The following is a 22,356-nucleotide window of genomic DNA, read 5'->3' on the forward strand; positions in this document are numbered from 1 at the left end:
GGGGAAGGCGACCGTTCCCCGGCTGGGGAAGTGGTGCCGTGGGGAACCGTGCTGGCCGATGGGGAAACCGTGGCGCGCTACTGGGGACACGTCCTGCGGCGCGGCCCGGACGACTGCTGGTGGTGGTGGACCGGCGGACTCAGCAGCACAGCCCACGCGACCTTCCGGGCAGGATCCCACACCACCCAGACGAGCCGGGTCGTCCCCGCCCACCTGTTCGGGTTCCGCCTCGCCCACGGGGTCGACTCCCTCGCTGGCGGGCTGGTCGTCCGGCACCGCTGCGACGAACCACCGTGTCAGAACCCGGCCCACTGGATCGCCGGGACGAGGGGCGACAACAACCGAGACGCGGCCAGTCGCCGCAGGTTGACGGGCCACGCGCTGACCGACGTGCGCGGCGCAGCGGGACGGGCGCGGGCGGTCCAGGCCGCCATCGCCGCCGCCGACCCGGAGCACCTGGACGCGGCCATCGCCGCCGCGCTGGCCGCAGGCAACCCGGCCGGGACGTACCAGAGCCCGCTCCGCTCTTCTGACCGACGCTCAGCACCCGGATCCGGGACCAATTGGTCCCGGATCCGACGCGGGTGGGGAACCCGGGAAGGGGTGGGGAACGGCGCCGTGGGGACGCTCGCGTGCGACTCGCGGCAGCGCTTCCCCGCCCGACTTTCCCCACCGGCGAGAGCAGTCGGCCACCGCGCGGCGGGTGGGGAAGAAGGCCCGGGGTGGGGAAGTTCCCCACCGGCGCACGGGTGGGGAAGAACGGTGATGGGGAACTTCCCCAGCGGCTCGACTTCCCCAGGTGCAGCCGAGTTCCCCGCTTCCCCGCGTCGGCCACGAGTTCCCCACGGCCTGGGGAAGAACGCGCGGGCCGACTTCCCCAGGCCGCCGTCGGGGCGCGGCGCCGTTCCCCGCGCGGCGGGGTGGGTGGGGGGCCCGGGTCCGGTGAGGCGCTGTGCCCGCTGCCGGAGCGGCGCGGGGAAGCCGGCCGACGCTCGCGCGCCGGCCGGGCCCGGGTGGGGAAACCGCGTCCGGTCCGCCGTCCCCGCGTCCGGTCCGCCGTCCCGCCCTTGGTAACAGTCGACCCCCACCGGGTAGCCCGGCGGGGGTCGAAGTCGTCGATGCCGACCGTAGCGCAGGGCGGTGCCCGGTGGCCACCGTGAGAGCACGTTTTGGCGACGGGAGACCGTGCCCACTCCCCCACGGCGAAGCCCGCCGAGGGGCTGGCGCAGGAGTCCGCCGGTAGGAAGATTTCGCCACAAATCCCGCGCAGTCTAGAGCGCGATCATGCAGGCCCGGAGGGCCTCAGCAGGACCAGGACCGCCCCGATCTCACCGTTTCGACCATCTTTTTGACCCTCTGCAGCACTAGGACATCGGACCCCATCTCTTCCCTTGAGCATCTTGACCACCTACTAGCCGTAATTCCCCTGCTAACTACAACAACCCCCACACCTATGCATCACGATCCGATGGCTGTTCTTGATCTTGAGAATCCCCTACTCTCAGTACCGATGTTGTCGATCAGTGCAGGCTCAGATCCCGGCTACCTGACCAAGACGGTCGGTGCCGGTACCGAGCATTACTACCTGCGCTCGATCGATCTGCAGGGCGAGCCGCCCGGTTACTGGACCGGCGACGGCATCGCGGACCTGGGCCTGTCCGGCGAGGTCTCCAACGAGGTCTTCGAGGACCTCTACACGAGCTTCGTGGACCCCCGGAAGCGCGACGAGATGTACGCCCGGTTGGAGGCGATCCCGCACCCGGAGGGCAGCGAGGAGTACGCCGCTGCGGAGAAGAAGATCCGCAAGGACTGCCGTCTGGGCGAGGCGCCGCGCAACTACGAGAAGGCGTACGAGAAGCGGCTGGCCACGAACCTGGAGAAGGCCGAGGCGCGGGCGCCCATGGGCGTGCTGAGCCCCGAGCAGGTCAAGGCGATCGAGATCTCCACCCGCAAGGAGTCGCCCTCCGCGAAGCTCTACTACGACCTCACGTTCAGCGCGCCGAAGTCCTGGTCCGTCTACCACGCTTCGCTCCAGGTGAAGGCAGCCGAGGCCCGCGAGGCTGGCGACCTGGACGCTGCCGAGCGGTTCAGCAAGCAGGCGGACCAGGTCTGGGACTGCTGGAAGCAGGGCGTGCAGGCCGGGCTGGAGCACATGCAGGACGAGGCCGGGTACACCCGCAAGGGCCACCACGGGGCGTCGGTCGACGGCCGGACCTCCGGGGAGTACGTCAAGGCCGACAAGTTCATCGTCGCCGCGTTCGCCCAGCACACGTCCAGGCAGGACGACCCGCAGCTCCACGTGCACGCCGCAGTCCTGAACAAGGTTCGCTGCGTGGACGTGGACCCGGTGACCGGCCGCGAGCGCGAGGTCTGGCGAGCCCTGGACGGAACGGGCCTGTTCCGCCACAAGCAGGCCGCGGGCCACATCGCCGAGCGGGTCGCCGAGCAGGAGCTGGAGCGCGTGATGGGCGTCCGCGTCCAGATGCGCCCGGACGGTAAGGCGCGCGAGATCGTCGGCATCGACCAGGACCTGCGCGATAACTTCAGCAGCCGCCGCACCGCCATCACGGCCGAGGTCGCCGAGGTGGCCAAGGCGTTCGAGGAGAAGTACGGCGCCGCCCCCTCCGCCTACACGCTGGCCCGCATCAGCGAGGACGTCAGCCTCCAGCAGCGCAAGAGCAAGAAGCACGACGCGGTCGGCCGCGAGACCCTGCTCCAGCGCTGGGAGGACTCCAGCAAGACCCGGCTGCGCGAGTCGCTGGCCGACGTCCCCGAGCGCGTCGCCGACCAGTCCGCCCTGCACGACCTGCACCGCCCGGCCACGGAGTTCGACCCCGAGGTCATCCAGCGCCGCGCCATCGCCGCCGTCCAGGAGGCCAAGCCGACCTGGACGCGCCCCGACCTGTTGGTCGAACTCAACCGCCAGCTCCCCGACACCCTGGGCGGGCTGGACCGCCACCAGGTTCGCGACCTGCTCAACCAGCTGGCCGACGACGCCCTCTCCCCCACCGCCGACAACGGCGTGATCCGCACCGCGGCGCCTGCCCTGGTCGAGATCCCCGCCGAGCTGCAGCGCACCGACGGCACCTTCAAGTACACGCCGAACCCCGAGACCTTCGACCGGTACGCCACCGAAGACGCCCTTCGGACCGAGCAGCGACTGGCGAACTTCGCAGGTGAGCGCGGTGCCCCCACGATCCCCAGCGAGCTGGTCGAGGAGGTCATCGAGCGCCGCGGCCTCAAGGGCCGGCAGGCCGAGTTCGTTCGCGCCGCCGCCACATCCGGCCGCAAGGCCGACATCCTGGTCGGCCCCGCCGGCGCGGGCAAGAGCTACACCCTCGCGGCCCTCACCGAGGTCTGGGAGGCCAACGGCGGGCAGGTCATCGGTCTGGCCAGCGGCCAGCGCGCCGCCGAGGTCCTGCGCGACGAGGGCGTCGAGAACGTCGCCAACATCGAGATGATGCTGCTGGCCAACCGGTCGATCGCCGAGGGCCGCCCGATCGCCGACGCCGAGCGCTACCGGATCCCCCGCGGCGCCCTGGTCATCATCGACGAGGCGGGCATGACCGCCAACGCCGACATGGACGCGGTCCGCGCCCTGATCGAGGCCAGCGGCGCCAAGGCCGTCCCCGCAGGTGACCAGCACCAGCTCACGGCCGTAGGCGCCGGCGGCATCTTCGCCCAGTGGGTCGAGGACGCCCCCGGCGTCCACGTCCTCGACGAGGTCCGCCGATTCCGCGACACCGACCCCGTCACCGGCGAGAAGACGATCCGCCAGTGGGAGGCCGACGCCTCCCTCAAGCTGCGCGAGGGCAACAGCGACGCGCTGGCCGCCTACGAGCTGCACGGCCGGTTCCGCGGCGGGTCCGCCGAGGACATGACCAACCGCGCATACCAGGCATGGCTGACCGACTACCTCGACGGCCGCAACCCTCTGCTCATTGCCCAGGACAACGAGCAGGTCGCCGAACTGTCCGCCCGGGTCCGGGCCGACCTGGTCCGCGCCGGCCGAGTCTCCGAGGACGGCGTCGTACTGCGCACCGGCCGCGAGGACCACGGCATCGAGACCAAGGCCGGTGTCGGCGACCTCATCCAGCTGCGCCGCAACAACCGGAAGATCACGGCGGAGAACGGCAGCTTCGCGGTCAACCGCACCGTCGCCGAGGTCACCGGCATCAGCGACAACGGGGCCCTGATGGTGCGGCTGGAGGACGGCTCCCGGATGCACCTCCCCGCCGCCTACGTCTCCGCCCACGTCGAGCTGGCCTACGCCGCGACCGTGCACGGCGCCCAGGGCCGCACCGTCGGCGTATGCCACTCCCTGGTCGACGCCTCCACCAACCGCGAGGCGCTGTACGTCATGCTCACCCGCGGCGAAGGCGGGAACTACGGCTACGTCATCACCCACCGGCCCGAGCAGAACCTCAAGGACGAGGACATCCCGCACCACCTCGCCGCGCTCGACGCCACCCTGCAGCGCAGCGGGCTGGAGCAGACCGCCACGAAGACGATCGAGGCCGAGCTGGAGCGCCGCGAGAGCCTCGCCGTTCTGGAGCCGGTGTGGTCCGGGGTCAAGGAGCAGGCCGACGAGGTCCGCTACGGCCGGCTGCTGCTGCAGACCCTGGGCGAGGATGACTACGAGCGCGCCACGTCCAGCGAGGCGTACGGCTCCCTGATGCGGCTGGCCCGCTACGTCGAGGAGCAGGGCGTGGACGCCGAAGACCTGCTCGTGCGCACCGCACAGTCCCGCGAGCTGGAGACCGCTGAGGACGTCAGCAAGGTGCTGCACGACCGCCTGCAGAAGGCGTACAACCTGGTTGAGCGCGACCAGGTCCGGTCGGAGCGCGCCGAGCAGCGGGCCGCTCTCGCCGAGCAGGAGCGCAAGGTCGAGGCCGCCGTCGAGGCCGGACACGGCACCGCCGACCCAGACGAGCTTGCCCGCCTTGCCGAGGCCGAGGCGCCCGTCGACCCCCACGCCGAGCTGATGAGGCAGGCCCTCGCCACCCAGACGGGTGTGGAGACGCTCCAGGCCGGGACGGACCAGGAGACCGTCGAGCGCCAGGAGGCTGAACTGGCCGCCGCGCTCCAGGCCGCCGAGCAGATGGCGGACGCCGACGTGGACCAGCTGGTCGACGAGGCCGAGCCCGCGCCGTTGCACTTCGAGGACCTGATGAGGCAGAACGACGCCTACCAGCAGTACGCGGAGGTGCTGCACGCCGGACAGGACAACGAGGTCGCCCAGCGGCAGGCCGCCGAGCGCGCCGAGCAGTGGGAGGCCATGGACTCCTACACCGCGCGCACCCCGCACTTCGACGGTGACCTGGGCCGGATGATGCAGGAATGGGCCGTCGAGATGGACGAGCGCACCGAGCGTCTGGGCCAGCGCGTCGCCGAGCAGCAGCCCGCATGGGCGATCGACCGACTGGGCCCCGTCCCGGAGGACCCGATTGCGCGGGCCGAGTGGGAACAGCGCGCAGGCCGTGTCGAGCGGTACCGCGAGGCCCACGGCTACGACCACGAGCGCAACGCCATCGGCCAGGCCCCGCCGAAGGGTTCGCTGGACGCCCTTGCCGACTGGGAGCGGGCCCGCCGTGCCCTGGGCGTGGACGAGCAGCAGGCCGACATCGCCCGCGCGTCCGACGAGACCCTGCGGCAGATGGTCGAGCGCGGCGAGCGCGAGGAAGACTGGGCGCCGCCGTACGTCGCCGACGACATGCAGAAGGCGTTCACCGCCCAGCGCGACTTCGCCGACCAGGCCACGCAAATGGAGCTGCGCGCCCAGGAGATGGCGGAGCAGGAGGCCGCCGAACACGCGGAGCGCGTCACCGAGGCGCTGCACGGGGTCCAGACCGCCGTCGGCTACAGCGAGCACCAGGAGGCCCTCGCCCAGGCGATGGCGCTGCAGCAGGTGCCCACGCTCCAGGCGGAGATCGACCCGAGCGAGCTGGTCCGCGAGACCCTCGACCGGGCGCAGACCAGCCGCGACATCGCCGAGCTGATGGGCGACCGCGCGGAGCGGTTCCAGGAGGTCCAGCAGACGCGCGAGCAGTGGGTCGACGAGACCCAGACGGTCCGCGACGAAGCCGACCTCGCCCGTGTCGAGCTTGAGGACCGGGCCCCGGCCCCCGAGGCCGGGACGCCGGAGACTACGGACGCCGCCGCGCCGGTTGCTCCATCGCCCGAGCAGTCGGTCGAGGAGCAGCTGATGGAGGCGATGGAGCAGGCCCGCATCGCGCAGCAGATCCTCGAGCAGCGCGCCCAGGAGCGGCAGCGTGAGCAGGAGGCCGCGACCACCCGTGAGGCCGAGCAGCAGCCGCAGGCCGAGGAAGTCGACCGCGAGCGCCGCGACAGCGGCCTCGACTTCGAGGCAGAGTACGAGCGGCTGGGCCAGGGGATCGGCCGCCACGACCACGACGCCGGTCCGGCCGCTCCGGTACCGGTTGCCCACGGGCCGGAGCCCGTCGCGGTCGCGGCTCCGGCACCGCCCGCGCCGCAGATTGACCTCGACGTCGACATGTAGGCGGAAGGCCAGCCGAGCAACCGTTGACCCTTCTGTTGCGTACCCTCTGTCTGCATCGCCCGCTACCGTGCCCCTATGGCTGACTACCCGACGATGTGGAACGGGCCGGGCGCCACGCCGCCGGCCGGAGGAACCGCGGGGCAACAGGCTGCGCTGCCGCCACCGGGCGTGCCGCCCGCTGAGGCACTGGTCGGCCGTCGCCCGCTGGCCGAGGTCACCGCGCTGCTCGACAACATCGAGCACGCCGCGGGGACGGGCTACCGGTTGGAAGAGTTCCACGAGGGGGTACGGGCGACCTACCTGTGGGCCATCGGTCGGGGCCCGGGTCCGGTCACTGGCCGCACCGCCAGCATTCCCGACGCCCGGCAGTTGCGGGCCGAGGACGATGCCGCCGAGGGTGCGATGCGGGGCCCCCGCCGCCGTTACGCCAACGGTGTGCAGCACGCGGCGATGTGGTTGCGTGGCGCCACGCAGGATCAGCCCTGGGCCGTGTGGAAGATCTGATCTGGCCGCGCTCACGGACGAGAGCCCGCCCCCGACCGGGGGCGGGTTTTCGCGTATCAAGCGGGCGGTATGGAGGCGGAAGCAGGGGGTCCGTGATGTGTTGATCTCGGTTGTGCCCATAGGCTCCATACATGCTCATCGCGAACATGTCGCCCCGCACCATGGCCAAGACCACAGACACCGGGTGGCTGTCGCACGCCCTGGTGGAGGATGAGGAAGGCTACGAGGTCGTTGGGTACGACGCTGACCACAGCAAGCAATTCTGGGCCTGGAGCCAGCAGGGGAAAGGCAACTTCTCCTTCCCCGTGAACGCCCAGGCCGACGCCAAGTTCCACACGAAGGTGGTGCCCCCGACGGGGAAGACCATCGCGATGGTGGACTGCGGACACAGTGAGAACCACCCCTTCGTCGCGGACTCGGTGCTCCGCATCGCTGACCTGGTGATCTTGCACATGTCACCGACCGCCGGAGACTGGGAGCGGATCGTCGAGCCCGAGACCGCGAAGCCGTTCAAGGACATCCTGGCGAGCAGTGCCCCGTTGAGGGCCACCGGCAGGAAGCCCGAGACATGGGTGCTGCTCAATCGCACCGTGGCGAACGCGTCGTCGACCGGCTACTACCGTGAGGAGATGATCAAGGAGGGGTATCAGGTGTTCTCCACCGTCATTCCGCGCAGCGAGCGTTTCGCCGACTCCATCGGAGCTCCGGTAGAGGGAGCTGCCAAAACGGCGTTCGGAGCGCTCGTGACGGAGATGAAGAACCGAGGGCTGCTGCCCGTCGGCGATCAGGAGGTCAGCCGGTGAGCCCCACGCGGCAGGAGATTCGAGCACAGCGTGCCGCCTCGGCCGAAGCACGACGGCAGTCAGAGGAGTCGAAGGCGGGGAGGGCCGCACCTGCGCTGGCATCAGTACCGGCCCCGGCCGGGGAGAGCTACCCGGGGACGTCGGCCACCGCGTTGGAGCCGTACCGACCCCAGGCATTCACCCCGGATCTGATCCCCGAACCCGTTGAGGTCGAGGTCGACGTCGCGGGCGATCTGACGCCCCAGGAGATCGACGACTTGGGGCACTGTGAAGCCGCGTTCGCCAACGGCAACCGGGCCGAGTGGATGAAGTGGAAGGCCGCGCACGCAGTCCGCTCCCGGCGTCTGCACCGCCACGGTGGGCGTACGTGGCCGGAGTACTGCCAGGACCGGTTCGGCGAGTCGGAGTCGGAGGTCAACCGGCGTATTCAGCAATGGCCCCTGCTCAAGGCCATCACCGAGCAGCAGGACCGGCCCCGCGCGATCCCTGACTCCCATGTGCAGCAGCTGCTGCCGATGGTGGTGCAGCACGGCCAGGACGTGGCCGCCCGCGCGTACGTCGCACTGCGGGTGTGGGCCGCTGAGCATCGCCACCGCGTAACGGCTCATGTGGTCGACGGCCTGGTCGAGCTGGCCCGGTCCGCCGAGCCGCCGGCACTGACCTCGAACACCTTCCAGCGGGCGATCGAGGCAGAGCCGAAGCCCAAGACGAGACGATCCCGGAAGAAGGAAGCGGCCCCGGGCGCAGCGGAGACCGTCCCGGCAGATGGCGACAACGAAGTGCAGCAGCGAGGCGAACCCCAGCCCGGAGGCCACCCAGATTTGGGTGACTCCACGAGCGGAGCCGCGCCAGACAGGACGGCCGCTGGCGGCGACGAGGCGGTGGTCGATGCGGAGATCGTGGACGATACGCTCCCGCACCGGGCCGTGGAGATCCGCGACTTGCTGCAAGGGTTGCTCGCCGGGATCGAGTCCGGCGAGCTGCACGAGGCACCAGCCGAGGCGCTGAAGGACATCAGCACCGTCGCCCTGTCCATCGCGTACGCGGTCGATGAGGTCCTCAAGGACCGGTAGCGGTCGAGCTCCAAGCAACGTGTAGGGGGAGTCACCCAAATTTGGGTGACTCCCCCTACACGTTGCTTGGAGCTGCTCAGTCAGCTTCCTTGTCCGGCTCCCGGCGCTTGGAGATGTTGCGCTCCACGTACTCAAAGAAGCCCGGGTCCACGAAGTCCTTGGCGGTGAAGGCTGGCGGCGCCGGGTGCGGGTCTTCCACCGTCGGCTGCTTGGGCATCGGGACCGGGTGCTTGGGCCGCTTGAGGTCGTCTCGGGGAAGGCCGCAGTCCTGCAATTCTGCCCTGATCAGGGTCTCGGTCTGCGGCCACCACCGGAACTCCCACTCCAGCGACCGGGTCGGCGGGACCTTCGTGGACTCGTACGACCAGTGATGTGCCCCGCGCAGTGCGGTCAGCGCGACGCGCACGCGGGTGTGGCGGTACCAGCAGGGCTTCCACACGTCCTGGGCGTAGATGGGCCACAGGATGTTCTGGCACCACTCCGTCAGCCAGTCCCACAACTCCCGAGCCTGGTCCTGGTCGATGTCGTCAGTCCAGGACGGGGACACGCCGGGCCAGTCCGGCTCGGGCTCCGGTTCCGGCTCGGCGTGGAGCGCTGCGAACGCCTCGGTGATCGCAGCGAGCTGCTCCTTGTGTTCGCCTACCTTGTAGGCCAGCTGCTCCAGCCGCTCCTTGAGCTTCTGGTTCTCCAGGTCCGTGATGCGCTTGCGTGCATCGGACACGTTGCCTGTCAGCGTTAGCAACATGTCGCCGACGCTGACCTTCATGTCGTCGGCCACTTAGAACCCCGTCTCGTCGTCGTCGCCCCAGCCCTCGTCCGCTACCGGGGCGTCGTCGGTGCCGGTGTTGCGTAGCGGGATGGCCGCGGCCGCGGCCTGTCCTGCGGGTTGGTGCGCGGCTGGCATGGGCTGCGGCGGGACCTGCTCCAGGTAGTTGGTCGGTGCGTAGTCGGGCTTCTTCGGCATCGCCTGGGGTACGGGCTGCTGCGGGACAAGCTCGCCGCGCACGACCTGGTGGTCGCGCTGGCTCGGCAGCGGCGTGGTGGTCCAGCCGCTGGCCGCTGGCGCGGCGGTCCACGGGTTCGTGTCCGTGCTGGGGGCCCACGGGCCCTGATGCTGGGGGCCCCACAGGCCTGCAGGTGTCTCCACCGGGGCCGCCGGGGAAGGTGCCGCCACCGGCGTCAGCTTGGCGAGCTTGCGCTTGCGGTTCTTGAGTTCTGCCTTTGCCGCCTTCGCGTCGTCCTTCTCCGCGTTCTTGATGTCATTGCGGTCCCATACGGCAGTGAAGCGGACAACCGCCGGGCCGCCCAGGTGCTTGCGTAGGACGAGGATCTCGCCGGGCTCCAGGTTCATGATGTCGGCGGGCGTCATGGTGTCGACCTCGACGTGGGTCCACGACGTGGACTCCTTCATCGTGCCGTCCGCGCCAGGGCTCTTCGAGTGCGACTCCTTCTTCTCCTTGTGCTTGCCGCACAGCTTGGAGAGGCCGTCCAGGTGCTCCTCGTTGGAGAGGCCGCCCATGATCAACTTCACGCAGTTGTCCCAGATCGTCTGGTAGCCGTGCTTTCCCCACCGCTCGTAGATCTGCGCGGGGCTCTGGAAGACGGCGTGGATGTTGATGCCCAGGCCGCGGCTGTCGGCCGTCCAGCGCTCCAGGGGCACGCTGCAGATCAGGGCCGCTTCGTCGAGGACCATGGTCCACGGCGGGTCGAGGCGGCCGCCCTTGTTCATCGGGGCCATCGCCCGCGCCGTCTCGTAGATCTCGCCAGTGAAGCATGTGAACAGTGGACCGATGGACCCCATGCCGTCCTCGCGGCCGAGCAGGTAGAGGGTGTCCTGCGACAGCAGGTACGTCTTGATGTCGAACTGGGGCTTCGCCGGGTCGTGGGCCGCCTCCACGATCCGCTGGACGCGGGGCGAGTCCAGGAACATGAACGTCTTGCTCAGTGTGCCGAAGACGTTTTCGCTGGTCGTGGGCTTTCCCTCGACCTTCTGGACCTGTTCCAGGTCCTCCTTCCAGCCGCGGGGGGCGACTGGGCGGTTGGGGTTGAAGGGGTCGGGGTGCTCGAACTTCTCGAAGATCTCGATCGCTTCGGTGTTGCGGACGTTCTTCGACCAGCGGGCCACGTCCAGCAGGCTTAAGCCGCCGGCGTCGGCCGCCCACAGGAACGCTTTGAGGACGCTGTAGGACGCCGTCTGCCAGAACGTGCGGTTCTCGACGCCCTTCGTGGCGTCGCTGCCGTCGAGGAGGTACTGCGCTCGGCGCATGGAGCGCTCGACGCCCAGCTCGATGTCCGAGCAGCCGATTACCGGGTCCCAGGCGATGTCCGAGCCGCGCCCGGCGATGTCCTGCGGGTTCCAGATCAGGATGCGGCCGATCCGGGCCCGCATCCTCTCGGTGTGCTCGACGATGTCGAACTTGGTCGACGTCGCCAGGACCGCGCCCTCGGCGTCGATGATCCAGTTGGCGATCTTGGCCGTCTTGCCCGCGCCCATCGGCGCGAGCATCAGGGAGCTTTCCTCGACGGACATGTAGAGGTGCAGTTTCGTCTTGCGGTCCTGCCCGAGGTAGACACCGACCGCGTTGGTCGGGATCTTCCGGGCCGGGACGTCCGCGAGGCTGGGACGCAGCGTCTTGCGCTTCGCGACCAGCTGACGGTGCCCGAGGTGCTTGCGGAGCTTGGCCTTGCTGGCGAAGCCGTCCGACTCGCGGGCGAAGTCGAAGTCGCCGCGCAGCTTCATGTATCCGGCCCCGACCAGGCCCACGCCCAGGCCCACCGTCAGCAGCGGCTGGGCGGCGAACAGGCCCGCAGCGCCATCGGCCAGGCCGCCGAAGATGGTGCCCAGGACGTCACCCGGGTCCGTGGCTTCGCCCGTCGTGGTCTCAGCCGCGAAGAAGGTCACGGGCGCGGCCAGCGCGGTGTAGCGCACCGTCGGGCGTCCGAGCAGGGGGGTGGAGAACAGCACGCTCTTGAGGGCGTCCGCCTCGACCGGCCCCCACTGCTCGGGCTGGTCGGCGTTCTCCCCGGCCGCCGGCCCGGCCGTGGCCGTGGTCGCGAAGTTGGCGGGAAGGGTGGTCGAGTCGGTCGTGGTGCTGGCCTTACTGTTGTCGTCGTTCACGAAGGTTCCCTTCGTAGCGGGCTCCGGTGCGTAGCCGCCAAGCTCAAAGCGCACCGGGGCCACTCCCGTTGGTATACGTCCCTGCACTGACATGCGTTGCATGGTTTTCGCCGATCGTCACGGACCTGCTGCGCCCGATGGCGCGGCCTCCCGCCAGGCGGTCTGACATGGGCAGACTGCCCGTCACACCGGACACGGCCGGATTCGCCTGCCCGCTGTACGGGAGCGATGCGGTGCCCTTGTCGCCAGGGGTAGTGGTCGTCATGTCGATCACTCTGGGAGTGCGGCCCTGTGGACAGAGTCCGGCGATCCCGGCGGTCACTGGTCCCCCTGGGAACTGTCTTCGTCGCGGGGCGCCGGGATGTTGCTCCCCAGGCCCTGCTCGTACTGCGCGATCAGCTCCTCCGTGATGTGGGTCCGCTTCACGGTGTCGAACTTGAGGTCGTGCCCGTTTGCTTCGGCCGCTTCCACGATCGCCCGCGCCAGCGGCCGGCCGCGCTCCGCACGGAGGTGGTCAGGGAGGGTCCGATACATCGCTTCGACGATGGTCCGGGTTTTGGCACCCCGTCCGGCACGGACCGGCTGCTGCTCTTCCTCGCCGAGGTCCTCGACCTTGGCCTGGACGCGAGCCGGTCCTGCGGAACGGGCCGGGGCAGCGGGCTCCGGATGCTGCTGGGGGATCTCCGGGAGCAGGGTCTCCTCGTAGACGACCGGCTCCGGCTCGAGGTACGCCACCGGCTCAGGCTCGACGAAGGGCGCCGGTTCGGGAGCCGCCGCCGTCTGCTCGTACGGGGCGATGACCGGGTCGCCGTAGACGTGCTCAGGCCCGTACGGCTGGGCAAGGGCCGTCTGCTCGTACGGTGCGGGCATCCATCCCCCGCTGTGCTGCACGTCGACCGGGCGGTCCGCCGGGACCTGCGTGGTGGGGCCGACGACGTCCGTGGGGACGGCGTACTGCTCGCCGGGGAACTGCTGGCGCTGCTCGGCGAACTGGCGGACGTCTTGGTAATCCTGCTCGGAGGGCAGTTCCTGATCCTGCAGGACCTCCGGCTCCGGGGCCGTCTCGATCGCGGCAGGTTCAGCGGTGGCCGACTCCAGAGCCTGGGGCTGGGGCTGCGGTTCGGCCTCCGCTGCTTCCAGGTCCGCACCCTGCTCCGCAGCCGGCGGCAGCTCTTTCATCTGCTGGGGCTGGAAGAGAGCAGGCACCTCGCGGCCCGTCGCGACGAGGACGGCCGGGACCGTCTCCGACAGGGGCTTGCCGAAGCGGGCCAGGCGCAGCGGCATCAGCAGTTCGACCGGCGCGACCTTCTTCCACTTCTTGCCGAACTCCGACTCCAGCCACGTGCGGTACACGTACCGGTCCTGCTCCAGCTTGATGGTCTGCTCGTACGACCGCAGCTCCCACAGCTTCATGCGCCGCCACAGCAGGAACGTCGGGCCGGGCGAGAGCAGCCAGCGGCTGACGCGTACGCCTTCCATGTGCCGGTCTGCGGTGACGTCCGCGATCCGCCCGACGGCATGCCGGGCCGCTTCGACGGTGACGACGAACAGCATGGGGATCACGGCGTGCATGCCGACGCCCAGCGGGTCCGGCCAGGCCGCCGCGCCGTTGAACGCGATCGTGGCCACCGTCAGCAGCCACGCGGTCTGGCGCAGCATCGGGAACGGGATGCGGATCCACGTCAGCAGCAGGTCCAGCGCGAGCAGGACGCAGATGCCCGCGTCGATGCCGATCGGGAACACCAGCGCGAAGTCGCCGAAGCCCTTCTTCACCGCGAGGGCGCGAACGGCCGTGTACGAACCGGCGAAGCCGATGCCCGCGATCACGACGGCGCCGGCCACCACCACACCGATCAGGATCCGGTGCGTCCGCGTCAGCGCGGGGATGGCCCTGGTGCTCGCCGTCTGGGGCTTGTCCGTTGTCTCGGCTGTCATTCGTCCCCCCCCTCTTCTCTGTCAGGCCGTTCCTGCAGGCTCTTGATGTACTTGAGGGCGTTGATCCGGAGTTCCTCCTCCGTGTCCCCCGTGAGCAGTTCCGGGTGGGCGAGCAGCAGGTCGATGCCCACGCGGATCAGCGTGTTCTCCGTGATGCGTTCGATCTTTTGAGACCGCGCGTCCATCAACTCCCTGGCAAGGGACGTCAGGCCGCTGTACTGGTCATCTCGCATCGGCACGTACTTCGGCCGCCCATCGCTGGACGCCGAACCACGCTTCGCCGGCGGGACGTTGTCCGCCATAGGTCCCCCTCGGGGTCTTGGAATTGCTGACCCCAAGAGGTTATGGGTCCGGGCCTGTGGAAACTCGCCGGTCGGAACCCTTGCGCGGACCGTGGGGCTGCTCCCCATCGCCACCTCCCTGTCTCGACTACAGGAAGAATCTAACCCCAAAGCGCTTGAAGTTCAAGACTCTGGGGTTTATGTTGGTTGAGTAAGAACGAGAGGGGCCCCAGGACTTGCAGGTCCCGGAACCCCTCTCCACCGGGGCTTGCAGGCCCCGGCGCAATGCCCGGACAGGCGCGCGAACGCCCTCCGGACCAGGACACCCCTAATGGGAAGGGATCTCCGTGAACAAGTCTCTCAGCATCCTCCCCGGCATCACCCTCCAGGTCGACGACCTCCCGGCCCTGCGTCTCTCCCCCGAGGGCGAGCGCGCCCTGCCGGTCGTCGCCGGACCGCGTCGCCTGGCCGTCACCGGCCGCATCGGCGCCCAGTGCCGCGACTGCCGCGACTTCGAGCGCGTCGTCACCCGGAACGGCATCGCCGTCTGCGACAACGACGCGCACACCGAGGCCAAGCCGCCTGTGCTCCCGATGCGCCCGACCCCGCACGAGCGGGACGGTCGCACCGAGCCGCAGCAGCAGCCCGTCCGCCCGCGCTCCCTGCTCGTCGGCTGACGTGCACGTGATCCCGGACCCTGCGGCGAATGCCTCGCTGCAGAGGGCCGAAGAGGCCATGCGGGAGGCCGAGGCCGCCCGCGCCGAGATCGCCCGGCTGACCGCCGAACGCGCCCAGGCCACTTCGTCCCAGACGACCGCCGGTCACTGATCCACCCCCTGTTCGTCCCGGGCGGTCGAGGCACGCCCCCGCCCGGGCGGACAGCACCCCCTTCTTCTCCTTGCGGAGGCTGCTGTGCACTCGAAGCTCACCACGACGCTGGCGACGTTCCTGTTCGTCGCCCAGGCCCCCACCGACCAGTTCGCCACCAACCCGGCCCGCACCCGCGAGCTGATCCACCAGACCGCCGACCGGCTGGGCCCGGACGCGGCGGCCCTCGCGGTCGCCGAGGCCGCCTACTGGTACGGGCAGAGCCCCGAGACCGCCGCCTGCTACATGCGCACCTGCCTGGAGGCCGTCCGGCGAGCCGAGTTCGAGGCCGCGATCCCCAGCCAGCGCGTGGCGGCGGCCCGATGACCTGGACCCGCGAGCGGCGCACCGCGGCCGGCGCCGTCTTCGCCGCCGTAGTCGTCGCCTTCCTTCTCCTGCACACCGGGGCCGGACTCGGCTCGATGGGCGGGGCCGGGATCCTCACGTACGCCGGCATCGTCATCGCGGTCGCCGCCCGCATGAAGCTGGATCTGTTCACGATCCTCCGCGCCACGGGCAAGGGATCGATCGTCGTCTCCGTCGTCACCGTGCTCGTGTTCATCGGCTTCTGGCGCGCCATCAAGGGGGCGTGATGGAGCCCGAAGGTCGGTACCTGGATCGGATCCCGGCTGCGGGCCGTCCTGCACCGGGCGGAGGCGGCATAACCGGCACGCCGTTCGATCCGGAGATGAACGGCGGGCTGCAGCTGGGCCTCGACCTGGACCTGTTCGGGGACCAGCAGCACGCCGCCGGACCGGAAGAGCCAGCGGCCCCCGCCGACAGCGGTCTGATCGAGGACGAGCCGGAAGCAGTCCGGTGAACCGGCGGACCCGGCGAGCCGAGGAAGCGCTGCTCGGGGCGATGCTCTTTCGCCCCGAGGCGCTGCCCGCGATGCGATGGGTTCCCGCCGGCGCGTTCTCCAGTCCCGACCTGGGAGCCCTCTGGGCGGCGATGCAGAGCATCGACTTCCGCCGGGTGCCCACCAACGAGGTGCCGTTCGCCGTCACCGCAGCCGTGGCCCAGATCGAGGACCCGGGGTTACGCCGGTGCCTGACCCCGTCACGGATCGGGCAGCTGGCCGACGCCTGCCCCGAACCCCGCAATGCCGCCCTGTACGGCGGCATGACGGTGGAGGCCGCGATCCACCGGTCCGTCGAGCACGCGGGCAACGAGCTGCGGCACACCGCGCAGCACGCAGCGGTCGACCAGGCCGGGCAGGCGCTGGACCAGATCGAACGGACCGGGAACCGGCTTGCAGCCCTGGACAGCGCCTGGAAAGCGGCCCCGGAGACGGTACGGAACCTCCTCGACACCCCCGCCGAGGCGCCGATCCAGCTGGCCCCGCGCACCACACGGGCCCGCGTGGACCTGCAGGCCGAAGCGGAAACCGTCGCGTCCCTGCTGTGGCAGCCCGGGCAGTTGCCCGAGGTCACCGGATGGCTCCGGTCCACCGACTTCTCCGACAAGCGACTGGCAGCCGTCTACGAGGCGATGACCACCCTGCACGACCGGCACGCTCCGATCGACACGGTCACCGTCGCGTGGGAGGCAGCCCGACGCCCGGGCGCCCAGCCCAGCAGCCAGGTACTCGACGAACTGGAGCGCGCCGGCATGAGCGGCACCGCCGCCAACACCGGCGAACACGTCCTGGGCACCGCCGTGCTCGACCGGCTCGACGCCACCGGCCACCACATGCGCGACCTCGCCCTGCACCCCCAACTCGCACCGACCGCGCTGGTCGACCACGCCGAGAAGGCGATGCAGCCCGCCATCGCCGACCGCGAGCGGATCCACCAGGCCGAGCGCGAGCCGGAGCTGGCCCGCGATTCGGAGCCCGCCCCAACCGGCCCCACCGACACCCGACCCGCAGCCCCCGAGCACGAGATGGAGATCAACCTGTGAACGAGCCCGTCCCCTTCGACCCAGCCATCCACCTGCTCGCCCGCGAGCACCAGATCAGCGCCCCGTACATCGCCAACGTCGAGCCGCTCCCGCCGGTGCACTCCGCCGCCCGCGTGCTGTGGGAGCACTTCGGCCGCATCGCGCCGGGACTGGTCACCACGGCCGCCACCGGGCTGGCCTGGGCATGGCACGAGCGCCTGCCCGACGGCTCGACCGAGCCCCTCTGGATCACCGGGGCGCTGGCCGTGCTCGCCGCTGCAGCCGGGACCGTGTCGGCCGCCAAGCAGAACGGGGAGAAGGAGATCACCCGGTTCGCGTTCGCGGCGGGCGGCACCCTCGCCCTGCTCGGCATCACCGCCTGGACGCCCGACTGGCCGCTGCGCGCCCTGATGTGGCTGGTGGGCACCGCCGCCATCTACGCCGTTGCCGCACCCCTGTGGCGTGGCGACCGCCGCGTCGAGCGCGAGCAGCGCCACGAGCGGGTGATGGAGGAGACCAAGGCCCGTAACCAGCAAGTTCTCGCCGTCATCGACGGACAGACCCGTGTCGCCGAGGCCCAGTGGATGCACCGCACCGAAGTGGCCCGCGTCGAGGCGATCAGCAAGACGGTCGACGCCCTGGTCGCCGCGAGCGAGGCCCGCGACTCCCGCACCGTGGCCCCGGGCGACGAACTGTCGGTCGCCGCACTGCTCAAGGCCGCCGGCCACGAGGCACCGCGCGAGCTGACGGCGGCCGAACGCGAAGAACAGGCCCGGTGAAACCGACCACGCCCCTCGGGCGGCTGATCCGGCAGTGGCGCGGCCACGTCGTCGAGGTCTCCCCCCCGCGGGCTGGCCATCGACGGCCGCACCGTCGACCCCACCGCACTCACCGAACGCGACGCCGTACGACCCAACGACGACGTACGCACCCACCCCTCCCTGCAGTTCCTTGACAGCGGCTCCCTGGTCTATCGGGGCCACGTCCAAGCCGAGGTGCACCCCGGGGGCGAGGTCACCGTGCACGGCCCGGACGGGCCCGTCTGGCCGCCCGAGCGCGTGCAGAGCGAGCACGCCCGTGGCACCTCGCCGCCCCAGCCCGACGACGACTTCGACATCGACATCGCGCTGTAGCCCGCACCACCAACAAGGAAGGCACCGACCATGACCGACACCGCAGAGCGGACACCCGACGAGAGCGCCCGCCAGACGGAGATCACCGGGTTACTGCCGGTCCTCTCCCAGCTCGACAAGACGGCGGCCGAGCTGGAGCAGCTGGCCGCCGCCGGTAAGGACGTCACCTCCGGGCAGATCGCCGCCTATGAGATGCAGGCCGCGCACGCCCGGCACCTGGTGAACGCCGCTGGAGTCAGCACTCAGGAGATCACCGCAGCAGAGCAGGAGCACCGCAGCGACGGCGACCCCGGATTCACCGGACGCGCCCTCGACCACGCCACCCACACCCAGCACTTCCAGCCGACCCTGTCCACCCCCGCGCCCGACAGGGAGCACGAGCAAGACATCGACCTGTAGCACCCGTCCGCAGACCCGTCCAACCAACCCACTGCCAGCCCCCCGACCATTAGCGTTCGGGGGGCTGGCGTCACGAGGAGGAACCAATGACCGAACATTCCTGGGAGGGCCTGGAGGTCGTCGAGACCAAGAGCGTCGGCCAGGTCACCGAGACCTATGACGTAGGCGAGGCCACCCGCACCCGCCAGGTCCCGCAGGCGACGTACGTCCGCGCGTACCTCGAAGGCACCGACCGGCAGGGCATTTGGATGACGACACGGGACGGCGAGACTCATCAACTGGTCTCCCCGTACGACGAGGACAGGTCCGTGTTGTCGACCTGGGGGGAGCTGACCGGTCCGGGCGCCGCTCCCGAGCTTGGGGTCCAGATGCTGCACGGCGAGGCCAGCGTCGCGTACGACGACCCCCGGCTCGACGAGATCGAGAACCTGCTGATCGAGCACCCGGAGCAGCTCGACATCGCCCTCGAAGACCTGGAATCGGGTCTCCTCGACCAGGACGGCTACGACCAGCGTGTCGCCGAGCTGCAGACGTTCAAGGCCAAGCTGGAGGCGGAACGGGACCAGTACCTCGCGCCCAGTCCTGAGGAGGCCACCCTCGACCAGTACACCCAGGAACTGGCCGAGGACGGGATCACCGGCGACCCTCTCGCCCCCTACGCCCAGGAACTGGCCGAGGAGGGCATCAGCGGCGACACCCTCGCCGCCAACGACTGGCGCAACAGCCCCGACTTCGAGCTGGCCCCGCCCGAACCGGCCGCACCGGAGCCGCCGGCCCCCGAACCCCCGAGCATCGACAACGACCTCGACATCTGAGAGACCCCAGCACCGGGCCCTGGCGGAACCGTCCGCCGGGGCTTTCGTCTTGTGAGTACGGTGCAGATATGCAGATCAACGGGGCGGAGCAGCGAGGACACGTACTACTGATCGCCGGGGACCGAGCGGCCCGTCGCCGCAGCGTCCAGGTAGCGCCCAGCGCCAACCTCGCGGCACTGTCCACCGTGCCCGTGCCGGTGCTGCTCGACAGCGCGGTGCCGGCCGACGTCGTCCACCTCGACGGCGTCAGGGACCAGAACACCCTGCTGCTGCGGCTGCGGAACGCCGCCGCCACCCCGGGCCCGCTCCTGGTCTACCTCTCCGGCCGCCTCACCGTGGACCGCAAAGGACGCCGCCTCCACCTCGCCCAGACCGGCACCACCCCCCTGAACGTCCGCTACACGGCCCTGCCCTGGGAATGGCTCACCAACGAACTGCGCAGCCGGCCCGCAGGCTGGACGACCCTTCTGCTCGACCTCGCCGCCGACAAGGCCGCGTGGCCCGAACTGCAGGAGGAGGGCAACCTCTCCGCGGCCAATGCCGCCGTGTACGGGGTCGTCAGCCCGCCCGGGTACCCCGGATCCGGGGGCGCCAGCCCGTACACCCACCACCTCATCGAGCAGCTGCGCCGTCACCCGGACCGGCCCAACGCGCCCCGCCTGCACGCCCTCACCATTGCCGCGGCGGACCTCCCCCCGGGCGCCCTGGTACTGCCTGCCGCCCCCGCAATCGAGCTCGAGCATCAGCCAGTGATGAGCAACCTGCAGCGCCTGCTCGCCGGGGACACCTCTGTTCTGTCCGACCGTCGGCGACGGGCCGAGCCCCGGGAGATAGCACCGGGGCTGGAGCGCCCGTCGTCGGCCCTCACCCCCGACTACCAGTACCCGTCCCCCTCCCCGGCCCGGCCGCCTGCCCCGCCACCCGCGCAGGCCAGGCCCGTGACCCAGCAGCAGACCGCCTCTCCCCTACCTGCCCGCCCCCAGGTCGACTCGCGAGGCCGGTGGATGCTGCCGCAGTACGAGCAGCAACCGGATCCCGAGGAACAGCCAGTTGCGCCCGCCCCGAGATCCCAGCCGTACGCCGCACCTCAGCCCCAGGCCCCGGTCCAGCCACCGGCACCCGCACCGGTCCAACAGGATCCCCGCCCGCACATTCACGCCCTCGCCCAGGCCGGGCGGTTCCGCGAGGCCGCGCGGCTCGCCCAGGCGTGGGAGCAGCACACACTGCAGACCCAGGGGATCGACTCGCCCCAGGCCACCCAATGGGTCGAGATCCGGGCCGACCTCGCCAAGTCAGAGGGCAACCACCTGCTGGCGACGCAGCTTTGGATCGCCGTCGGCCGGACCCGTCTTGCACACCAGGCGGCCGACGCCCCCGAGGTCCTCGCCACCGCGAGCAGCGCCCACTACTGCTGGACCCAGCTGACCGACCCGGCACAGGCCCGCGCGTGCGGCCCGGAGCTGATCAGCCTGCTGCGGGCGCTCCCCACGCTCGACCGGCGGCATCTGTCGATGGCCCAGCAGCGCCTTGAGTACCTGAACAATGCACCCAGCGGACGCTGACCTGCACTCTTGCCCGCCTCTTATAGAAACGGGCCCCCGAATGAGGGGCCCGTTTCGTCCAACTCGGACGGAGCCAGGCCCGTTCCGTACGATCACCGCATGAGCACCCCGCGCCGTCCCCTTGGCCACGGCCCCCGGCCGCAGCCCGACCACACGGCCCAGACCCCCGAGACCGCCGCAGGCCCCCGCGTCCGAGCCGCCGAGGCCGACGTCGTCGTCCACCCCCTGCACCGGCCCGGAAGCATGGACGATCTGGAACGGCTCCGCGAGCGCGGAGTCCTGGGAACCCCTCCCCGACCTGGGCAGGTTTCATAGAGGGCCCCTGAGTGAGGTCCACGGCCCCGGGGGCAGCGACGCCGGGGCCGCAGCGCGCGGCCAGCGGGAACCCTCAAGATGCCCCGGCCCCGCTGATAACAAGCCCTTCAGCGCGGCTCCCGTTCGGGAGAAAGGCCAGTTCAGGCAGCAACAGCGACAGGAACTAGGCCCCGGTGCGCTGGCGTTCGGCGTCAACCGCGCGCCGCAGCCGCTCCAGCTTGAGGGGCAGCAGCGGGCGCAGCCCCTCGTACCGCAGCCGGCCCACCCGGTAGCTGGTGATCAGCCCGTTCTCCTCCAGCGGCATCCCGGCGGGCCGGATCACCGTGCCCCCGTCCGCGTCGAGGACCCCGTCGTGGTTCATCCAGAGCGACACCCAAAGCCGTGACGTGCCATGGGCCCGCTGGACCAAGTCCGCCCGGAGCGGCAGCCACCGCTCCAAGGCGGCCCGGGTCAGCGGCGAGGTCTCCATCCACTGCCCCCCTTGGTCGACCGGGCCGCCCTGCGGACGCCGCTCGACGTACACCGCGGCGAAGTTTTCGGCCAGGTGTCCAATGCGCTGTGCGATCAGCTCCCCGCTGCGCGCCCCGGTGTCCAGCTCGATGGCGAGCACGGCGGTCAGCCGGGTCTGCGCCGGGGACATCGGCCCGCCGAGGTACTGGTCGAGCTGGCGGTACAGCGCGGCCAGCGTGGCCGCCTCAGGCGCGGGCTGCAGCGCGACCTCGCCGCCGCCCAGGTGCAGCGCGGGCAGACCGAGCGCCTCCCTCAGCAGGTCGAGGCAGGTCCGCCGAACGGCGTTGGTCGGCTCCGAGGTGGGCGGGAAGCCGCCGCCGAGGCGTCGGTGCCGCAGTACGCCGGACTCCGCGAGGCGCACGTACGGGACGAGCGTCTCCTTCTCCAGGAGCCGCTGCAGGCTGCGCCGGGCGCCGACCGGAAACGCGTCGCGGGCCAGGGCCCGGCCCAGCTCCCCGCGGACCATGGAGAACTGGCGTCGGCGGGCCTCGCCGACGCCGAGGTCGTCGATAAGGCCGTCGAGCGCGACGAGGGAGGGGTAGAGCACCACCCGCCGATTGTCGCCTACCCGGCCTGTGCCCCACCGAACATCAAGCACTTAGGCCCCGAGAGAAGGGGATTCTCGATTCGATCAGGCATC

The 22,356-nt window shown here is 70.6% G+C and carries 21 protein-coding genes; 16 read left to right on the forward strand and 5 right to left on the reverse strand.

The window, feature by feature from the left end; all coding sequences use genetic code 11:
- The first annotated feature begins 1,510 nt into the window (after positions 1–1,510).
- The 4 genes from mobF (at position 1,511) to ACTVZO_RS41950 (ending at position 8,900) form a co-directional block, all read left to right on the forward strand.
- On the forward strand, positions 1,511–6,520 hold the full coding sequence (gene mobF, locus ACTVZO_RS41935) for a MobF family relaxase (protein ID WP_443303862.1): 5,010 nt from the start codon (positions 1,511–1,513) through the stop codon (positions 6,518–6,520).
- A 75-nt stretch (positions 6,521–6,595) separates the two neighbouring features.
- Positions 6,596–7,024: a hypothetical protein gene (locus ACTVZO_RS41940; RefSeq protein ID WP_443303863.1), complete on the forward strand. Its 429-nt coding sequence runs from the start codon at positions 6,596–6,598 to the stop codon at positions 7,022–7,024.
- Between the two features lie 131 nt (positions 7,025–7,155).
- The gene (locus ACTVZO_RS41945) at positions 7,156–7,827 is read left to right on the forward strand and encodes a ParA family protein (protein WP_443303864.1); all 672 of its coding nucleotides are present in this window, start codon (positions 7,156–7,158) and stop codon (positions 7,825–7,827) included.
- Positions 7,824–8,900, forward strand: coding sequence for a hypothetical protein (locus ACTVZO_RS41950; RefSeq protein WP_443303865.1), 1,077 nt, complete (start codon positions 7,824–7,826; stop codon positions 8,898–8,900). Before ACTVZO_RS41945 ends, ACTVZO_RS41950 begins: the two co-directional genes overlap by 4 nt.
- A gap of 76 nt (positions 8,901–8,976) precedes the next feature.
- On the opposite strand, the gene ACTVZO_RS41955 is transcribed toward ACTVZO_RS41950, so the two are convergent.
- The 4 genes from ACTVZO_RS41955 to ACTVZO_RS41970 all read right to left on the reverse strand — a co-directional run bounded on the left by ACTVZO_RS41955 (position 8,977) and on the right by ACTVZO_RS41970 (position 14,255).
- Positions 8,977–9,621 carry a hypothetical protein gene (locus ACTVZO_RS41955; RefSeq protein WP_443303866.1) on the reverse strand — a complete coding sequence of 215 codons (645 nt, stop codon included), beginning with the start codon at positions 9,619–9,621 and terminating at the stop codon, positions 8,977–8,979.
- Positions 9,622–9,678: 57 nt separating this feature from the next.
- Entirely contained in the window at positions 9,679–12,018 is a 2,340-nt protein-coding gene (locus ACTVZO_RS41960) for a type IV secretory system conjugative DNA transfer family protein (protein WP_443303867.1), read from the reverse strand.
- A 318-nt stretch (positions 12,019–12,336) separates the two neighbouring features.
- Positions 12,337–13,953 (reverse strand): DUF2637 domain-containing protein, encoded by a 1,617-nt coding sequence (locus ACTVZO_RS41965; protein WP_443303868.1) that lies wholly within the window; start codon positions 13,951–13,953, stop codon positions 12,337–12,339.
- Positions 13,950–14,255, reverse strand: coding sequence for a chromosome segregation ATPase (locus tag ACTVZO_RS41970; protein ID WP_443303869.1), 306 nt, complete (start codon positions 14,253–14,255; stop codon positions 13,950–13,952). The genes ACTVZO_RS41965 and ACTVZO_RS41970 overlap by 4 nt, the downstream gene beginning before the upstream one ends.
- Before the next feature lie 326 nt (positions 14,256–14,581).
- Here ACTVZO_RS41970 and ACTVZO_RS41975 point away from each other — a divergent pair, with 326 nt between their 5' ends.
- The 12 genes from ACTVZO_RS41975 to ACTVZO_RS42030 all read left to right on the forward strand — a co-directional run bounded on the left by ACTVZO_RS41975 (position 14,582) and on the right by ACTVZO_RS42030 (position 21,206).
- Positions 14,582–14,911 (forward strand): hypothetical protein, encoded by a 330-nt coding sequence (locus tag ACTVZO_RS41975; protein WP_443303870.1) that lies wholly within the window; start codon positions 14,582–14,584, stop codon positions 14,909–14,911.
- Positions 14,912–14,918: 7 nt separating this feature from the next.
- Positions 14,919–15,062 (forward strand): hypothetical protein, encoded by a 144-nt coding sequence (locus ACTVZO_RS41980; protein WP_443303871.1) that lies wholly within the window; start codon positions 14,919–14,921, stop codon positions 15,060–15,062.
- Between the two features lie 84 nt (positions 15,063–15,146).
- On the forward strand, positions 15,147–15,428 hold the full coding sequence (locus ACTVZO_RS41985) for a hypothetical protein (RefSeq protein ID WP_443303872.1): 282 nt from the start codon (positions 15,147–15,149) through the stop codon (positions 15,426–15,428).
- Complete coding sequence (locus ACTVZO_RS41990; RefSeq protein WP_443303873.1) at positions 15,425–15,694, forward strand: hypothetical protein; 270 nt, start codon at positions 15,425–15,427, stop codon at positions 15,692–15,694. The genes ACTVZO_RS41985 and ACTVZO_RS41990 overlap by 4 nt, the downstream gene beginning before the upstream one ends.
- Positions 15,695–15,789: 95 nt before the next feature.
- Positions 15,790–15,921, forward strand: a complete 132-nt coding sequence (locus ACTVZO_RS41995; protein ID WP_443303874.1) for a hypothetical protein — start codon at positions 15,790–15,792, stop codon at positions 15,919–15,921.
- Positions 15,918–17,003, forward strand: a complete 1,086-nt coding sequence (locus ACTVZO_RS42000) for a DnaB-like helicase N-terminal domain-containing protein (protein ID WP_443303875.1) — start codon at positions 15,918–15,920, stop codon at positions 17,001–17,003. Before ACTVZO_RS41995 ends, ACTVZO_RS42000 begins: the two co-directional genes overlap by 4 nt.
- A complete protein-coding gene (locus ACTVZO_RS42005; protein WP_443303876.1) occupies positions 17,000–17,761 on the forward strand; it encodes a hypothetical protein in 762 nt (253 codons plus the stop codon). Before ACTVZO_RS42000 ends, ACTVZO_RS42005 begins: the two co-directional genes overlap by 4 nt.
- 216 nt (positions 17,762–17,977) lie before the next feature.
- Complete coding sequence (locus ACTVZO_RS42010; RefSeq protein ID WP_443303877.1) at positions 17,978–18,115, forward strand: hypothetical protein; 138 nt, start codon at positions 17,978–17,980, stop codon at positions 18,113–18,115.
- Between the two features lie 30 nt (positions 18,116–18,145).
- On the forward strand, positions 18,146–18,514 hold the full coding sequence (locus ACTVZO_RS42015; RefSeq protein ID WP_443303878.1) for a hypothetical protein: 369 nt from the start codon (positions 18,146–18,148) through the stop codon (positions 18,512–18,514).
- An 86-nt stretch (positions 18,515–18,600) separates the two neighbouring features.
- Positions 18,601–19,329 (forward strand): hypothetical protein, encoded by a 729-nt coding sequence (locus tag ACTVZO_RS42020; RefSeq protein WP_443303879.1) that lies wholly within the window; start codon positions 18,601–18,603, stop codon positions 19,327–19,329.
- A gap of 68 nt (positions 19,330–19,397) precedes the next feature.
- A complete protein-coding gene (locus ACTVZO_RS42025; protein WP_443303880.1) occupies positions 19,398–20,891 on the forward strand; it encodes a hypothetical protein in 1,494 nt (497 codons plus the stop codon).
- A 99-nt stretch (positions 20,892–20,990) separates the two neighbouring features.
- Positions 20,991–21,206, forward strand: coding sequence for a hypothetical protein (locus tag ACTVZO_RS42030; RefSeq protein ID WP_443303881.1), 216 nt, complete (start codon positions 20,991–20,993; stop codon positions 21,204–21,206).
- Positions 21,207–21,369: 163 nt separating this feature from the next.
- Here ACTVZO_RS42030 and ACTVZO_RS42035 read toward each other — a convergent pair whose 3' ends face one another.
- Positions 21,370–22,266, reverse strand: coding sequence for a hypothetical protein (locus ACTVZO_RS42035; RefSeq protein ID WP_443303882.1), 897 nt, complete (start codon positions 22,264–22,266; stop codon positions 21,370–21,372).
- Positions 22,267–22,356: the final 90 nt, after the last annotated feature.

This window comes from Streptomyces sp. IBSNAI002 (genome assembly GCF_052244475.1).
Classification (GTDB): domain Bacteria; phylum Actinomycetota; class Actinomycetes; order Streptomycetales; family Streptomycetaceae; genus Streptomyces.

Bases quoted from the DNA above. Each gene is read 5' to 3' on its own strand.
- mobF (WP_443303862.1), top strand. From the start codon at position 1,511: ATGTTGTCGATCAGTGCAGGCTCAGATCCCGGCTACCTGACCAAGACG.
- ACTVZO_RS42015 (WP_443303878.1), top strand. From the start codon at position 18,146: ATGACCGACACCGCAGAGCGGACACCCGACGAGAGCGCCCGCCAGACG.
- ACTVZO_RS42030 (WP_443303881.1), top strand. From the start codon at position 20,991: ATGAGCACCCCGCGCCGTCCCCTTGGCCACGGCCCCCGGCCGCAGCCC.
- ACTVZO_RS42025 (WP_443303880.1), top strand. From the start codon at position 19,398: ATGCAGATCAACGGGGCGGAGCAGCGAGGACACGTACTACTGATCGCC.
- ACTVZO_RS41990 (WP_443303873.1), top strand. From the start codon at position 15,425: ATGACCTGGACCCGCGAGCGGCGCACCGCGGCCGGCGCCGTCTTCGCC.
- ACTVZO_RS42020 (WP_443303879.1), top strand. From the start codon at position 18,601: ATGACCGAACATTCCTGGGAGGGCCTGGAGGTCGTCGAGACCAAGAGC.
- ACTVZO_RS41945 (WP_443303864.1), top strand. From the start codon at position 7,156: ATGCTCATCGCGAACATGTCGCCCCGCACCATGGCCAAGACCACAGAC.
- ACTVZO_RS41970 (WP_443303869.1), bottom strand. From the start codon at position 14,255: ATGGCGGACAACGTCCCGCCGGCGAAGCGTGGTTCGGCGTCCAGCGAT.
- ACTVZO_RS41965 (WP_443303868.1), bottom strand. From the start codon at position 13,953: ATGACAGCCGAGACAACGGACAAGCCCCAGACGGCGAGCACCAGGGCC.
- ACTVZO_RS41995 (WP_443303874.1), top strand. From the start codon at position 15,790: ATGAACGGCGGGCTGCAGCTGGGCCTCGACCTGGACCTGTTCGGGGAC.
- ACTVZO_RS41940 (WP_443303863.1), top strand. From the start codon at position 6,596: ATGGCTGACTACCCGACGATGTGGAACGGGCCGGGCGCCACGCCGCCG.